Annotated in this window: 15 protein-coding genes; 6 read left to right on the top strand and 9 right to left on the bottom strand. The window is 73.1% G+C overall.

The genetic code is table 11. The annotated features are described in order from the left end of the window. Positions 1-163: 163 nt before the first annotated feature. Together ACZ592_RS23340 and ACZ592_RS23335 are read left to right on the top strand one after the other, a co-directional pair. Positions 164-493, top strand: a complete 330-nt coding sequence (locus ACZ592_RS23340; protein ID WP_471583543.1) for a DUF952 domain-containing protein — start codon at positions 164-166, stop codon at positions 491-493. Positions 494-537: 44 nt separating this feature from the next. Next, positions 538-1,227: a M15 family metallopeptidase gene (locus ACZ592_RS23335; RefSeq protein ID WP_471583969.1), complete on the top strand. Its 690-nt coding sequence runs from the start codon at positions 538-540 to the stop codon at positions 1,225-1,227. Here ACZ592_RS23335 and ACZ592_RS23330 read toward each other — a convergent pair. Then, positions 1,143-1,976 carry a MerR family transcriptional regulator gene (locus ACZ592_RS23330; RefSeq protein ID WP_471583542.1) on the bottom strand — a complete coding sequence of 278 codons (834 nt, stop codon included), beginning with the start codon at positions 1,974-1,976 and terminating at the stop codon, positions 1,143-1,145. The two genes, ACZ592_RS23335 and ACZ592_RS23330, sit on opposite strands and share 85 nt — an antisense overlap. Before the next feature lie 184 nt (positions 1,977-2,160). On the opposite strand from ACZ592_RS23330, the gene ACZ592_RS23325 reads away from it, so the two are divergent. After that, the gene (locus ACZ592_RS23325; RefSeq protein ID WP_471583541.1) at positions 2,161-2,415 is read left to right on the top strand and encodes a DUF7218 family protein; all 255 of its coding nucleotides are present in this window, start codon (positions 2,161-2,163) and stop codon (positions 2,413-2,415) included. A 49-nt stretch (positions 2,416-2,464) separates the two neighbouring features. Here the strand turns inward: ACZ592_RS23325 and ACZ592_RS23320 are convergent, their stop codons facing one another. The 5 genes from ACZ592_RS23320 to ACZ592_RS23300 all read right to left on the bottom strand — a co-directional run bounded on the left by ACZ592_RS23320 (position 2,465) and on the right by ACZ592_RS23300 (position 6,723). Beyond that, the gene (locus ACZ592_RS23320) at positions 2,465-3,610 is read right to left on the bottom strand and encodes an RNA polymerase sigma factor (protein WP_471583540.1); all 1,146 of its coding nucleotides are present in this window, start codon (positions 3,608-3,610) and stop codon (positions 2,465-2,467) included. A gap of 8 nt (positions 3,611-3,618) precedes the next feature. Continuing rightward, positions 3,619-4,026 (bottom strand): YciI family protein, encoded by a 408-nt coding sequence (locus ACZ592_RS23315; protein ID WP_471583539.1) that lies wholly within the window; start codon positions 4,024-4,026, stop codon positions 3,619-3,621. A 78-nt stretch (positions 4,027-4,104) separates the two neighbouring features. Continuing rightward, positions 4,105-5,625: an SDR family oxidoreductase gene (locus ACZ592_RS23310; RefSeq protein WP_471583538.1), complete on the bottom strand. Its 1,521-nt coding sequence runs from the start codon at positions 5,623-5,625 to the stop codon at positions 4,105-4,107. A 73-nt stretch (positions 5,626-5,698) separates the two neighbouring features. Then, a complete protein-coding gene (locus ACZ592_RS23305; RefSeq protein WP_471583537.1) occupies positions 5,699-6,097 on the bottom strand; it encodes an SRPBCC family protein in 399 nt (132 codons plus the stop codon). 5 nt (positions 6,098-6,102) lie between these two features. Then, on the bottom strand, positions 6,103-6,723 hold the full coding sequence (locus tag ACZ592_RS23300) for a CGNR zinc finger domain-containing protein (RefSeq protein WP_471583536.1): 621 nt from the start codon (positions 6,721-6,723) through the stop codon (positions 6,103-6,105). Between the two features lie 56 nt (positions 6,724-6,779). Between ACZ592_RS23300 and ACZ592_RS23295 the strand changes: the two genes are divergently transcribed. Then, positions 6,780-7,166: a PPOX class F420-dependent oxidoreductase gene (locus tag ACZ592_RS23295; protein ID WP_471583535.1), complete on the top strand. Its 387-nt coding sequence runs from the start codon at positions 6,780-6,782 to the stop codon at positions 7,164-7,166. Here ACZ592_RS23295 and ACZ592_RS23290 read toward each other — a convergent pair. Both ACZ592_RS23290 and ACZ592_RS23285 read right to left on the bottom strand, forming a co-directional pair. Beyond that, positions 7,150-8,181, bottom strand: a complete 1,032-nt coding sequence (locus ACZ592_RS23290; RefSeq protein WP_471583534.1) for a tetratricopeptide repeat protein — start codon at positions 8,179-8,181, stop codon at positions 7,150-7,152. The genes ACZ592_RS23295 and ACZ592_RS23290 overlap by 17 nt on opposite strands. Before the next feature lie 209 nt (positions 8,182-8,390). Next, positions 8,391-9,497 carry a hypothetical protein gene (locus ACZ592_RS23285; protein ID WP_471583968.1) on the bottom strand — a complete coding sequence of 369 codons (1,107 nt, stop codon included), beginning with the start codon at positions 9,495-9,497 and terminating at the stop codon, positions 8,391-8,393. A 324-nt stretch (positions 9,498-9,821) separates the two neighbouring features. Here ACZ592_RS23285 and ACZ592_RS23280 point away from each other — a divergent pair, with 324 nt between their 5' ends. Further along, positions 9,822-11,789, top strand: a complete 1,968-nt coding sequence (locus ACZ592_RS23280; protein WP_471583533.1) for a M13 family metallopeptidase — start codon at positions 9,822-9,824, stop codon at positions 11,787-11,789. A gap of 21 nt (positions 11,790-11,810) precedes the next feature. Here ACZ592_RS23280 and ACZ592_RS23275 read toward each other — a convergent pair whose 3' ends face one another. Then, positions 11,811-12,680, bottom strand: coding sequence for an alpha/beta fold hydrolase (locus tag ACZ592_RS23275; RefSeq protein WP_471583532.1), 870 nt, complete (start codon positions 12,678-12,680; stop codon positions 11,811-11,813). 493 nt (positions 12,681-13,173) lie between these two features. On the opposite strand from ACZ592_RS23275, the gene ACZ592_RS23270 reads away from it, so the two are divergent. After that, on the top strand, positions 13,174-14,091 hold the full coding sequence (locus ACZ592_RS23270) for a glutaminase (protein WP_471583531.1): 918 nt from the start codon (positions 13,174-13,176) through the stop codon (positions 14,089-14,091).

The following is a 14,091-nucleotide window of genomic DNA, read 5'->3' as shown; positions in this document are numbered from 1 at the left end:
GACAAAAACCCAGCCCCCCACGCTGGCGGCTCGGGGGAAGGGGAGGGGGAAGACGAATAGGGGGGGGGGGGGGCGGTGGGGCTTGGAGCGCGGGTTTGTGGCGTGGCCCTGGGGCGTCGGGGCCCCGCGCCTGCCCCTCCCACCGGCCACGTACCGTTGATCCATGACACGACTGCTGCACATCACCGAGCGCGCGCTGTGGGAAGCGGCCCGCGACGCCGGGACGTACACGATGTCGACGCGGGGAAAGACGCTCAGTGAGGTGGGTTTCATCCACTGTTCGCTGCCGGAACAGCTGCCGGGCACGGTCGCCCTGGTCTACGGGAGTTACGAGGGACCCGACGAGCTCGTGGTCCTCACCATCGACAGCGAACGCCTGAGCGCGCCGGTGCGGTTCGAGGCCGCGAAGCCCGGCGGTGTCGAGTTCCCGCACGTGTACGGCCCCTTGCCGGTGGACGCCGTGATCGAGGTGACCCCGTGGCCGACGGCATGACATTTCCGCCCGCCGTCGCGGGCCCGCCGGGCGGGATCGTCCTCATGTCGGATCCGCGGGTCGCCGCCGTTCCCGTACGCGAGTGCGGGGAGCGACTCGTCGACGTACGGGATGCGCATGGCGCGGGAGCCGGGCGGGAAGGCAGGTACCTGCTGGTCGACGCCCGGCAGCAGGCAGAGCCCGAAGCCGTGTTCGCGCTGCTGCGCGAGGGCGTACTGCGGCGTCTTGCGCGGGCCGGGGAACTGCTGCCGCCGGGCCTGCGGCTGCTCTTCGTGGAGGGGTACCGGCCGCCGTCGCTGCAGCGCCGCTACTTCGAGGAGTACGCCGAGCAGCTGCGCGCCCTCCACCCGCACCGGCCGGCCGCCGAGATCCACGCTGCCGCCAGCCGCTACGTCTCCCCGCCCGACATCGCCCCGCACAGCGCCGGCGCGGCCGTCGACCTGACGCTCGCCGACGCCGAGGGGCGCGAGCTCGACCTGGGCACCCGGATGAACGCGGACCCGGAGGAGAGCGAGGGCGCCTGTTACACAGGCGCGGCCAACATCAGCGCCGAGGCCCGTACCCACCGCACGATCCTGGGCGCCGCCCTGACGGGCGCGGGACTGGTCAACTACCCCACCGAGTGGTGGCACTGGTCGTACGGCGACCGCTACTGGGCCCTGGCCTCGGGCGCCCCGTCCGCGCTGTACGGGCCGAGAGAGGCGGGCCCCGCCGGATCGTGGTCCGGCCCCTGATCCCGATCCGGGGTCGTGTCCCTGTCCGTGAGGTAGCGGTGCAGGTGGGCCGCTCCCTCCAGCATCGCCCGCGCCCGCAGGTCCAGTGACGTCCCGCGCCGTGCCAGGGCCGCGCGGAGCGCCCCGACGCCGCCACTGCGGCGCAGGTCGTCCAGGACCGGACGGATCTGCGGCAGGAGGTAGTGGCTCTGCCGGAGCAGGTGGACGATGCGAGCGTCGCGCACGTCGGCGGGCAGGTAGGAGCGGTAGTGCGTGACCGGGTCGCGCGACGGCGTCAGGAGCCCGGCGGCCTCCCAGACCCGCAGGGCCGAGGCGCGCACGCCCAGGTGGGCGGCCGCCTCCCCGATGCGCAGCCGCGAGCGCGGCAGGGCGGGGGCGGCGGGCCCGTCCTCGGCGATGGCCTCCAGGGCATCGCCGGTCGTCCGCAGGGAGGTGCGCTGCTGGTGCAGGGCGGCGTGCCCGGCGTCGACGAGGGCCAGCGCACGCGGTACGTCCCCGGCGTGCACGGCCCGCATGACCGCCTGGGCCGGGCCCGATCCGTGGCCGCGGACCAGGGCCCGGTAGGCGAGCAGGGCCTGTCGGTGCCCGGCGTCGAACCGTCGGTAGCCGGCGGGGGAGCGCGGGGCGGGCGGCAGGATGCCCGCGTCGGCGTAGTTGCGGATCTGCTGCGGGGAGACGCCCGCGGCACGCGCCAGATCGACCGGCCGGAGGGCGGCCGTCCCCGTCTCCTTCGCGGCTTCAGCGCTCAACGCCGACCTCGCCGGCAGGCCGGCTCCCGCACCGTTCCCGGGGCTGACAACGAGGGCCGGACGGGTGCGAGCGGCACCGGAGCACGGCGCTCGCGGCCCGGCACGGATCCGGATGGCAGAACTCTGGATGCCGGGGTACGCATGAAGGGCAAGGTGCACCTCCGATCGGGAACGGGTGGTCGTCGTGCCCAGGGCACAGATCAAGGACGAGAAGGTTTATCAGGCGCTGCGCCGCGAGGGCGCCGGCAAGGAGAAGGCGGCGCGCATCGCCAACGACTCCGGCGGGTCCCGCTCGGCCACCGGCCGCAAGGGCGGCCGTGCCGGGACGTACGAGGACCGATCCAAGGACGACCTGTACAGCGAGGCCAAGAAGGTCGGCATCGACGGGCGCTCCAAGATGACCAAAGCAGAGCTGATCGACGCGCTGCGCAACCACTGAACCGCCGCACCCTCCGCCGCCGCCCACCGTCCGGGGCGCCGGCCCGGCGTCATGCGCTCCTGCCGGTGTTGAGCCGGGCGGCCTGGCGCGTCAGGTAGTCGCGTTCGGCGAGGTGGGGTGCCTTGTGGGCGGCCTCGGCGTACAGCCGTGCGGCCGTCGCCGGATCCCCGTCGCGTTCGTGCAGGTACGCCGCCACCGCGGTGTGGCGGGGCAGCGAGTCGTCCAGCGCGGCGAGCGCGGCCAGGCCGGCGCGGGGTCCTTCGGCCTCGCCGACGGCCACCGCCCGGTTGAGCCGGACGACGGGGCTGTCCGTCAGGCCCGCGAGCTCGTCGTACCACTCGACGATCTGCGCCCAGTCGGTCTCCTCGGCGGTGCGGGCGTCGGCGTGCAGGGCCGCGATGGCGGCCTGGGCCTGGAACTCGCCGAGCCGGTCCCTGGCGAGGGCCGCCTGCAGGATCGCGACGCCCTCGGCGATCGCCGCGGTGTCCCAGAGGCGGCGGTCCTGCTCGGCGAGCGGCACGAGGCCGCCGTCGGGCGCGGTCCTTCCGGCCCGGCGGGCGTGATGGAGCAGCATGAGGGCGAGCAGGCCCGCCACTTCGGGGTGGTCGATCGCCGCCGCGAGCTGCCGGGTGAGCCGGATGGCCTCGGCGGCGAGGTCGATGTCGCCGGAGTAGCCCTCGTTGAAGACGAGGTAGAGGACGCGCAGCACGGTGGCGACATCTCCGGCACTGTCGAACCGCACGCCGGAGACGGTGCGCTTGGCACGGCTGATGCGCTGCGCCATGGTCGCCTCGGGCACCAGGTAGGCCTGGGCGATCTGGCGGGTGGTGAGACCGCCGACGGCGCGCAGGGTGAGCGCGACGGCGGACGACGGGGTCAGTGAGGGGTGGGCGCACAGGAAGTAGAGCTGCAGGGTGTCGTCCGAGGCCGACGCGGGACCGGGCACCGGTTCCTCCTCGGCACGGTCCTCGCGCCGGCGCCGTGCGGCATCCGACCGGGAGGCGTCGAGGAACTTGCGCCAGGCCACGGTGACGAGCCAGCCCTTCGGATCCCGTGGCTGTTCGGCCGGCCAGCCGCGGACCGCCTCGACCAGCGCGTCCTGCACGGCGTCCTCGGCCGCCGCGAAGTCCGCCCCGCGGCGGACGAGGATGCCCAGCACCCCCGGCGTGAGGCTCCTCAGCAGCGCCTCGTCCATCGCCGGGGTCACCCCGTGACGCAGGGCGACGCGGTCAGGAACGGGCGCAGCTCGAGCCACTCGTGGATCGGCTTGCCGCCCGCCCCGGGAGCGGCCGACAGCTCTCCGGCCAGCTCGAGGGCGCGCTCGTAGCTGTCGACGTCGATGACCATCCAGCCGGCGATGACGTCCTTGGTCTCGGCGAACGGTCCGTCGGTGACCGGCGGACGTCCCTCGCCGTCGTAGCGGACGAAGGTGCCCTCGGGGCCCAGTTTCTGGCTGTCGACGTACTCGCCGGTCGTCTGGAGTCGGGCCGCGAAGTCGTTCATGTACTGCACGTGGGCCGCGACCTCCTCGGGCGTCCACCGGTCCATGGGCACGTCGTTGACCGCCGCCGGAGCGCCGCGGTAGTGCTTCAGGAGCAGGTACTTGGCCATGCTGTTCTCCTCGGTGCGGGTGCGACCATTGTGGTCGTCCTCACCGCCGGGGCGGAGCCGGGGCCGGGGAACTCCGACTCACGTGGACGAGCGGGGCTCGGGCTCCCTGGCCGCCGCCTGGGCGATGTTGCGTGCCATGCCGCCGAAGACCACGGCGTGGAACGGCGCGACGGACCACCAGTAGGCGTGCCCGAGCAGCCCGCGCGGATGGAACACCGCACGCTGCTGATAGCGGGTGCGGCCCGAACCGTCCTGCCCCACACGCATCTCCAGCCACGCCAGACCCGGCAGCCGCATCTCGGCCCGCAGCCGCAGCAGCCGGCCCGGCTCGATCTCCTCCACGCGCCAGAAGTCGAGGGAGTCGCCGATCCTGAGGTGGTGGGCATCGCGACGGCCGCGGCGCAGGCCCACGCCGCCGATGAGCCGGTCGAGCCAGCCGCGCACCGCCCAGGCGAGCGGTGAGGAGTACCAGCCGTTGTCGCCGCCGATGCCTTCGATGACCCGCCACAGCGCCCCGGGCGAGGCGTCCACGAGGGCCTCGCGCCGGTCGGTGTAGAGGCTGCCGCCGCTCCAGTCCGGATCCGTCGGCAGGGGGTCGCTCGGCGCCCCGGGCACGGAGGCGGAGGACCAGCGGGTGGTGACCTGAGCCTCCTGGATCCTGCGCAGGGCGAGCCGGAGCGCCTCGGTGAAGGGCAGCGGGTGGCCGGGACCGTCGGGGACGTACCGCACGATGTCGCGCTCCCGGCAGACGACCTCATGGCGCAGGGACTCCGCCAGTGGCCGCGCGATGCCGCGCGGCACCGGCGTGACCAGGCCGATCCAGTAGCTCGACAGGGTCGGGGTCAGCACGGGGACGGGCACGATCAGGCGGTGCGGCAGACCGGCGACGTCGGCGTACGCCCGCATCATGTCCCGGTAGGTGATGACGTCCGGGCCGCCGATGTCGAAGCCGCGGTTCAGGTCGTCGGGCAGGCCGGCCGAGGCGACCAGGTAGCGCAGTACGTCGCGCACCGCGATCGGCTGGATGCGGGTGCGCACCCAGCTGGGCGTCACCATGACGGGCAGCCGTTCGGTGAGGTAGCGCAGCATCTCGAAGGACGCGGAGCCCGACCCGATGATCACCGCCGCGCGGAGCACCACACTGGGGACTCCCGAGTCGAGAAAGATGCGCCCCACCTCGGCCCGCGAGCGCAGGTGCGGCGACAGATCCGCATCCGGCACGCCCGCGGGGGTGAGTCCGCCCAGGTAGACGATGCGCCGGACCCCCGCCGCCCGTGCCTGCTCGGCGAAGGTGCGGGCCGCCCGCCGGTCGGTCTCCTCGAACCCGGACCCGGTGTTGAGCGCGTGCACCAGGTAGTACGCCACCTCGACGTCCCGCAGGGCCGGGGCCAGGGACTCCGGGTCCGTGACGTCGCCGCGGACCACGTCGGCCCGGCCGGCCCACGGGTGGTCGCGGAGCTTCTCCGGGGAGCGGGCCAGGCAGCGCACGCGGTGCCCCGCCTCCAGCAGTTCGGGCACCAGGCGGCCACCGATGTAGCCGGTGGCCCCCGTGACGAGGATGTGCCCGCCACGACGAGGGGTCTCTTCGCTGTCAGTCACGTCTGCAGTCTGACCCGTTCGCGCGCGCGGCGCGACAGCGCCCGGGTCGTGCGGTGGCCGGGTTCGAGCCCCGTCACTCCCCGGCGTCGAGCGCCCCGGAGACCGCGTCCATCACCCACTGCCAGTGCGCACGCCGGTGCTCGCGCTCCTCGGCGTCCGCCATCCGTTCCTGGTGGAAGCGGAGAACCGTCCTGGCCCCGTCGTCCGCCGGGCTGATCGCGACCTGGACCGTGGTGGTGCCGTGCGTGACGCGGATGCGGTCCCCCGGGCGGTAGCCGCGCACCTCGCCGGTGATGCCCGCGTCGGTCCGGTAGGGAGTGCCGGGCTCCGGCGAGAGCTCGGCCCCGGGGCCGAGCCAGAGGGCGATCCCGTCGGGCCCGCTGATGAAGTCCCAGACCGCGGCGGGCGGATGGGGCAGCGTGCGGGACACGCCGATCTGCCAGCCGGCGTCCTCGGTGAGTCCGGTGGGCATGATGATCACCCTTCCTCGGAGCGGCGCGCGCGCAGCGTCCGAACTTTGTTGCGGTTGCCGCAGTGCTCCATGGAGCACCAGCGGCGACGGCCGGGGCGGGAGGTGTCGACGTAGACCAAGGCGCAGTTCCCGGCCGAGCAGGTCCGGATCCGGTGCGCGAACGACCCCGTCAGCAGGTCCACCGCGTCCCGCGCGACGGTGGCAAGGAGCCGGGTCCCGTCGGCGGGGCCCGCCCAGCGCCGTTCGCCGCCGGGCCCGAGTGCGGGGACCAGCGGCGCGTGCGCGGCCGCCGCGTTGACGGCGGCGATGTCGTCCGGGTCTGCCGCTTCGCCCAGCGCCCGGAGCGTGGTCACGCGGAACAGGGCGTCGCGCAGCCGCCGGGCGTCCGCCACCTCGGCGTCGGACACCTCCAGGGCAGGGGTCGGCGTCAGCCGCGACCGCTCGGCCCACGCGGCCAGATCCTGCGGCGCGTGCAGCGTCTCGTAGCGGCGGAACTCGTCGGGGCCGCCGGTCGTGAGCAGTTCCAGGCAGAGCGCACCCGGGTCGAATCGGTAGGTCGATCCGCTGTAGGAGCGCATCAGGATGCCGAACGACGGGGGCGGCGGGGACGCCATGGCCTGGTCCATGTAACCAATATAAGAGGTTACCGAGATCCTCACCAGGGGAGCCCTAGACTCTCCGCATGCCCGACACCTCGCTGACGCAGCTCAGCGCCGGAAAGTACCTCCTGGTCAGCAGCTACCGGAAGAACGGCACCCTGGTGCCGAGTCCCGTCTGGGTCGTCGAGGACGGCGACGCCCTCGGGATCTGGACGCCCGGTGACTCGTGGAAGGTGAAGCGGATCCGCAACCGCGCGGACGTCATGGTCGGCCCGTGCGACCGGCGGGGCAACCCCACGGGCGAGCAGCTGCCCGCCACCGCCGAGATCTGCCCGCCGGACGTCACCGCCCGCTACCGCACCCTCATCCTGCACAAGTACGGCGTGGCCGGCTTCCTCGTGCTCTTCGGCAGCAGGATGCGCCGCGGTCTGAAGGGCACAGTCGGGATCCGCATCACGCCGACGTCGTGACTCCCGCCGTCGTCTCGGCGCGGAAGGCGACGACCATGTCGCGGGCGTGGCGCAGTCCCATGCGGTCGAAGTCGGCCTCCAGCACGGCCAGTTCGGCGAGCGTCGCCTCCCGGTCATGCCCGAGCCGCGCACGGCACTTGGCGAGACCGAGCCGGGACAGCGCGGTGCCGCGCGGTTCGTGCATCGCCGTGAACTCGTCGAGGGCCACGCCGTACGTTTCCCGCGCCGCCGCGTAACGCCCTGCGCGGTACAGGACGTTGCCGCGCATCTTGTGGTTGTAGGCCAGCGCGCTCGCCAGATCCATGGCCCGGCACACGTCCTCGGCCTCCGAGAGCAGCGCCAGCGCCCGGTCGGGCTCGCCCCGCAGCGACAGCACGTCCGCCACGCCCCGCAGCGACCAGGCCCGCCCCCGCGCGTCGTCCGCCGCGGTCGAGATCCGGACCGACTCCTCGAACAGCTCCAGGGCCTTCGCGTGCTCACCGGAGTTGCGGTGCATCTGCGCTATCCCCGTCATGGCCCACACCATGTGCCGTGCCTCGCCGTGCGCCCGCCCCTGCTCCAGCAACTCCTCGTGGAGCGCGGCGACGGCCGCGTAGTCGCCCTGGATGCGTCCCGTCTCGGCGAGGCCCGCGAGCGCGTACCCGTGCGCGAGCCGGTCGCCGCCGCCCTCGGCCAGCTCGACGGAGTGCGCCAGCAGCCGCCGGGCGAGCGGCAGTGCCCCGCACTGTCTCGCCAGGGTGCCGCCGCTCCACAGCGCCCAGGCCATGGCCCCGGCGTCCCCGGCGGCGCGGGCGCTGCGGTAGCTCTGCCGCCAGGCGTCGCCCGCGTCCTCCACCCGGCCGAGCCGACGGCTCGCCTCGGCGAGCGCGAGGGCGGCGCGCGCCCGCTCACCCGCGCCGGCCGCGCGGGAGAGTGCGCGGCCGGCCGTCGCGCGGACGTCCTCGTAGGAGGAGTTCACGCTCAGCTCAGAGCCCAGCTCGCCCTGGTACTCCGGGGCGAATGCCTTGACGTACATGGATCCGAGGCCTCTCGATCGTTCGCCGATGTGACGTGATCAAGAAGCTACGAGCCGGGCCCGGGGTGACGAATCCCTCTCGGTAGGGGTCCTCGCGTACGACTCGAGTGCTACGGACGGGCGCCGTGATCAACCTCGGGACGTACGGGGTGACTCCGGGGACGTGACGGGAACGGATCAGGAGCGGACGCGCTCAGCGGGGGACGGGTTCAGGACCCGTCCCATTCCTCGCCCTCGGTCTCCAGCGGAGCGGAGCTCTCCACGGCGGCCGGGACCGCGGCCGGTGCCGGGACCGAGGTCGTTCCGGGCGCGGGGACGGTCGCCGTCTGGAGGGCCGTGATGCACGCGCCGATGGCCTGCTGGAGGTCCTCCAGGCGCCGCACCATGTCGTCCTCGTAGATGTCGTCGATGTCGTCCACGTCGTCGAACGTCAGCTCCTCGAAGACCTTCGTGGCCTTCTGCAGGCTGCTGTAGAACTTCGCGCGCCGCTCCTGCACCCGCAGTTCCGGGTTGCTCTGGACGGTCTGCGCGACCAGGTCGCGCACCGTGTCGTACGCCTCGCGCGCCCACTCGCCCGACTCCTCGCCGTCGTCCAGCTCGTCGATGAGGGACAGGTGGCGCTCGGCCTCCTCGCGCAGCTCGGCGGGCGCGTCGATCATCTGGCCCGCGGGCGTCTTGACCTGGCCCTTCTCCACGATCTGGCGGACGTAGTCGACACGGTCGCCGGCCTTCGCCTCGGCCGCAACGGCCTTCTTCAGGTCGTCCGCGCGGACGATGTCGCGGACCAGCTCGGTACGGAGTGCCGGGTCCTCGTCGAGGCGGTCCATCAGGGCCTTGCGCGCGGCCTCGGCGGTACCGGGGTCGGCGAGGATCGCGGCGCGCAGCGCGGTGGGGTTCTCGGCGACCTCCAGGGCCTTGGTGGGGCGGATGCCCTCGGCCTCGGCCGCCTCCGAGATCGCCTCGCCGCGCTGGCTCAGGGCGCTGGAGCGGGCGGAGTAGTACGCCAACCAGACGTCGGAGTCGGGGAGTTCCACGTCCATGCCGGGGGAGAGCGCCTCGAAGTGCGGCACCATCCCGTCGTCGGCGGCCTTGTCCCAGGCCTTGTAGTAGCGCATGACGCGGTCGGCCGAACAGCCGGCCATCTCGGCGAACTCCTTGGCCGAGACCTTGGGCGTCTCGCCGGCGCTCTGCCCGCCGGGCCGCACGCTGCGGGCGACCTTGAGGCCGAAGGCCCAGCCGCCGGTGCGGGCGTAGATCCCGAACTCGCGGGCGTCCTCGGCCACCAGCGAGGCCGCGTCGGCGGCTTCCCCGGGCACGGTGCCGGGCGTGGCGGTGTCCTCGGGGGCGGCGGTCGCCTCGGTGGCCTCGGAGGGGGTGACATCCTCGGACGGGACAATGGCTACAGTCACAGATGTTCTCCTGGGCGTCACGGGCGTACGAAGGTTGACGGGATACCTTATCGCTCCTATTGGGATGTTTCGTGCGCGAGTTGACGTGCCGGTCGCAAGAGCGCGGCGCGACCGCCTCCGGCCGCCGCCCGCCCCCGCCCGACCCGGCGGGAACGGTGTGACGAATCGCTGGGCGCGGGCTCGGGGCCGCAGTCCGTCGTGCCGCGTCGGCCACTCGCATAGGCTGCCCGGATGAGCATTCTGGATGACGCCCGCCCGGGCATGAACCCCGAGATCCGGCCGCAGGACGACCTCTTCGGACACGTCAACGGCACCTGGCTGGACACCGAGAAGATCCCGGAGGACCGCTCCAGCTGGGGTCCCTTCGTACAGCTGGCCGACACCGCAGAACAACAGGTCAAGACGATCATCCAGGAGCTGGCGGCGGAGGCGTCCGCCGATCCGGGCGCGGCCTCCGAGGACGCCCGGAAGATCGCCGCCCTGTACGCGTCCTTCATGGACGAGGAGACCATCGCCGCGCGCGGCCTCGCCCCCGCGCAGCCCTTGATCGACGAGGTCGCGGCCCTGCGGGACACCCGGGAGCTCGCGGCCTTCCTCGGCCGCTTCGAGCGGATCGGCGGCTCCGGCCTCTTCGGCTCGTACATCGACTCGGACGACCGCGACTCCGACCGCTACCTCTTCAACGTCCTCCAGGGCGGGCTCGGCCTGCCCGACGAGTCGTACTACCGCGAGGAGAAGTTCGCCGAGATCCGCGAGAAGTACCTCGCCCATCTCACCGAGCTCCTCACTCTGGGCAAACACGCGGACCCGGCGGCGGCCGCGCGGACCGTCCTCGATCTGGAGACGCAGCTCGCCGCGGGCCACTGGGAGCGGGCCGAGACCCGTGACGTGCAGAAGACCTACAACCTCACCACCCTGGACGAGCTGATCGCGCTGGCCCCCGAGTTCGACTGGCGCGCCTACGCCGCGGCGCTCGGCGGCTCGGACGCCACCATCGCGGAGACCTGCGTCCGCCAGCCGTCCTACCTCGCCCACCTCTCCACGGTCCTCGCCGGGACGCCGGTCGAGCAGTGGCGCGACTGGGCGCTGACGCGCGTACTGCGCGCCTGCGCGCCGTACCTCTCGGACGAGTTCGTGCGCAACAACTTCGAGTTCTACGGCCGCACCCTCAACGGCACCCCGGAGCTGCGCGCCCGCTGGAAGCGTGCCGTCTCCCTCGTCGAGGGCGCCATGGGCGAGGCCGTCGGCAAGCAGTACGTGGCACGGCACTTCCCGCCGTCGTCCAAGGCGATGATGGACGACCTCGTCGCCAACCTCCTGGAGGCCTACCGCCAGTCGATCGCCCGGCTCGACTGGATGACCGACGAGACGAAGGAACGGGCGTACGAGAAGCTCGCCACGTTCCGCCCCAAGATCGGCTACCCCGACACCTTCCGCGACTACTCCGCGCTCCAGGTGTCCGCCGACGACCTGCTCGCCAACGCGCAGGCGGCGGCAGCGTTCGAGTCCGACCGCGAGCTCGCCAAGATCGGCTCGCCGGTCGACCGCGACGAGTGGTTCATGCTGCCGCAGACCGTCAACGCGTACTACAACCCGGGCACCAACGAGATCTGCTTCCCCGCGGGCATCCTGCAGAAGCCGTTCTTCTCGCCCGACGCGGACCCGGCGGAGAACTACGGCGGCATCGGCTCGGTCATCGGCCACGAGATCGGCCACGGCTTCGACGACCAGGGCGCACAGTACGACGGCGCGGGCAACCTCAACGACTGGTGGACCGCGGCCGACAAGACCGCGTTCGAGGCGAAGTCGAAGGCGCTCGTCACGCAGTACGACGCCTTCTCGCCCCGCAACCTGCCCGGCGAGTTCGTCAACGGCTCCCTCACGGTCGGCGAGAACATCGGCGATCTCGGCGGCCTGACCATCGGGCACACCGCGTACCTCATCGCGCTCGACGGGGAGCCGATGCCCGAGAGCGACGGCATGACCGGCTCCCAGCGGCTCTTCATGAACTGGGCGTACTGCTGGCGCACCAAGCGCCGCAAGGAGCAGGAGCAGCAGTACCTCACGATCGACCCGCACTCGCCGCCGGAGTTCCGCGCCAACATCGTCCGCAACCTCGACGAGTTCCACGAGGCGTTCGGCACGGTCGAGGGCGACGGTCTCTGGCTCGACCGGGCGGAACGCGTACGGATCTGGTGACGCGCGCGGGGCGCCGGCCGGTCAGGCCAGGAACGCCGCCGTGGCCGCCACGAACCCCTCCGGATCGTCCAGGAAGGGAAAGTGGGCGGCGCCGGGCCGCACGACGAGCTCGGCGTACGGGAACAGGCCGGCGAGCTCGGCCATCGCGGGCGGCGGCGAGTTGAGGTCGGCCTCCCCGGCCAGCACCAGGACCGGGGAGCCGAACCGGGCGAGCGCGGCACGGGTGGCCGCGGGATCGTAGGCGCCCTCGGCCCCGAACGCGGCGGCGGCCTCGTCGTTGCGCTGCCCGTCCTCGGCGGCGTGGTGGGCCCGGGCCGCCGCGTCCCAGCGGCCGTACGCGAAGGGAGCGATGGCGGCGAAGGCCTCGGCGGTCACCTGTCCGGCCACGAGGGCCTCCAGGGCCGCGAACGCCGCGGGGAACCACGGTTCGTCCCGGCGCAGGAGCGCCGTCTCGCGCCGGACGTCCCCGGTCACGGGGATGCCGACGGCCATGACGCTCGGTGTGATCAGCGCGAGCCTGCCGACGCGCTCCGGGTGGCGGGCCGCGTACAGCACCGCGAGGTTCGCACCGGCGGAGTGCGCCAGCAGATCCACGGTCCGAAGACCCAGATGCTCGCGCAGCGCCTCGACGTCGTCCACGAGGCGGTCGCACCGGTAGGAGGCGGTGTCCTCAGGTACCGCGGAGTCGCCGGTGCCGCGGAGATCCAGCATGACCAGCGGGCGGTGCGCCGCGAGACCGCCGAGGTCACCGAGGTACGCGGACGCCTGCATCGGGCCGCCCGGCAGACAGATCACGGGCGGGAGCCCGAAGGACTCCCCGCCGCCCCCTCCGGTGTCCGTGTACACGTGGTAGGCGAGCTCGGTTTTGTCGGGCGCGGAGAAGGTAGGCATGGCCGAGACCCTGTCACCGGCGCCGGCCCGGCACAACCGGGTTACGCACGCGGAATCGCGCCTGGTCAGGCGGTGAGTGCCCGCTGGGCGCCGGCCGACAGGGACTCGTCGTCCGGGTGGGCGAGGACCGCCGGCGGACTCGACTCAGCACGCATGGGCCGGGGCTCCCTGCTGGTCCGCACCCCACTCCCGTGGAAACCCGGCGGAACCCTGCCGGTCGGGTGGACGCGGGCCGCCGGGCGGTCGGGCGGTCGGGCGGCCGGTGAAGTCCCGCGCGGAGAGGATCACCGGGTCGGTCGCTCCGCGGTCGGAACCGTGCGCGTAGGGGGGAGCGGGCAGCGAGGTGTGGCCGGCCACCACCGAGTCGCCCCGGGTGTGCCCGCGGGGCGCGGACGGTGGGGCGCGACGCGGGCGCGGGCCTGGCGATCACGGGGCCGGGGCCGGCGTTAGGGTGTGGCGCAAGCATCACCGTACGAAGCCAAAGTGAGTCAGCGTGTCCGCCTCCTTCCAGCCGGTCCTGGACCGCATCGCCGCCGAAATCGACGCAGCCCCGGGCCGGGGCCGCCCCGCCGACTACATCCCGGCCCTCGCCTCGGCGGACCCGAACCGCTTCGCCATGGCCGTCGCGGAGCTCGACGGGACGGTGTACGGCGTGGGGGACTGGCAGCACCCCTTCTCCACCCAGTCCATCACCAAGGTGTTCACGCTCGCCCTGGCGCTGTCCCTGGAGGACGACGCCCTGTGGGAGCACGTGGGGCGCGAGCCGTCCGGGAACCCCTTCAACTCCCTGGTCCAGCTGGAGTACGAGAACGGTATCCCCCGCAATCCGTTCATCAACGCGGGCGCGCTCGTCGTCACCGACCGCCTCCACACCCTGACCGGCGACGCCTCCGGCGCCCTGCGCGCCTTCCTGCGCGCCGAGTCCGGCAACCCGGACCTGACCTTCGACGACGAGGTCGCCGCCTCGGAGGCCGCCCACGGCGACAGGAACGCCGCGCTGGCGCACTTCATGGCGTCGTACGGCAACATCTCCAACCCGGTCCCCGACCTCCTCGACCAGTACATCCGCCAGTGCGCCGTCGCGGCGTCCTGCGGCGACCTGGCGCTGGCCGCCGGGTTCCTGGCCCGCCACGGGATAAGGGCCGACGGCTCCACGCTCCTGACCCGCAGCCGCGCCAAGCAGGTCAACGCGGTGATGCTGACGTGCGGCACCTACGACGCGGCCGGCGACTTCGCCCATCGGGTGGGGCTGCCCGGCAAGAGCGGGGTGGGCGGCGGCATCATCGCGGTCGTGCCCGGCCGGTGCACGGTGTGCGTGTGGAGCCCGGGCCTCGACGAGCGCGGCAACTCGGTGGCCGGTGTGGCGGCACTGGACCGCTTCACGACGCTCACGGGTCTCTCCATCTTCTGA

It is taken from the genome of Streptomyces sp. NPDC040622 (assembly GCF_055593965.1).
This window is presented reverse-complemented; position numbering and strand designations above follow the sequence as displayed.

Excerpts from the sequence above, each read along its gene's own strand:
- ACZ592_RS23290 (WP_471583534.1), bottom strand. The coding sequence starts at position 8,181 with ATGTACGTCAAGGCATTCGCCCCGGAGTACCAGGGCGAGCTGGGCTCT.
- ACZ592_RS23275 (WP_471583532.1), bottom strand. The coding sequence starts at position 12,680 with ATGCCTACCTTCTCCGCGCCCGACAAAACCGAGCTCGCCTACCACGTG.
- ACZ592_RS23280 (WP_471583533.1), top strand. The coding sequence starts at position 9,822 with ATGAGCATTCTGGATGACGCCCGCCCGGGCATGAACCCCGAGATCCGG.
- ACZ592_RS23295 (WP_471583535.1), top strand. The coding sequence starts at position 6,780 with ATGCCCGACACCTCGCTGACGCAGCTCAGCGCCGGAAAGTACCTCCTG.
- ACZ592_RS23320 (WP_471583540.1), bottom strand. The coding sequence starts at position 3,610 with ATGGACGAGGCGCTGCTGAGGAGCCTCACGCCGGGGGTGCTGGGCATC.
- ACZ592_RS23315 (WP_471583539.1), bottom strand. The coding sequence starts at position 4,026 with ATGGCCAAGTACCTGCTCCTGAAGCACTACCGCGGCGCTCCGGCGGCG.
- ACZ592_RS23305 (WP_471583537.1), bottom strand. The coding sequence starts at position 6,097 with ATGCCCACCGGACTCACCGAGGACGCCGGCTGGCAGATCGGCGTGTCC.
- ACZ592_RS23340 (WP_471583543.1), top strand. The coding sequence starts at position 164 with ATGACACGACTGCTGCACATCACCGAGCGCGCGCTGTGGGAAGCGGCC.
- ACZ592_RS23300 (WP_471583536.1), bottom strand. The coding sequence starts at position 6,723 with ATGGACCAGGCCATGGCGTCCCCGCCGCCCCCGTCGTTCGGCATCCTG.
- ACZ592_RS23335 (WP_471583969.1), top strand. The coding sequence starts at position 538 with ATGTCGGATCCGCGGGTCGCCGCCGTTCCCGTACGCGAGTGCGGGGAG.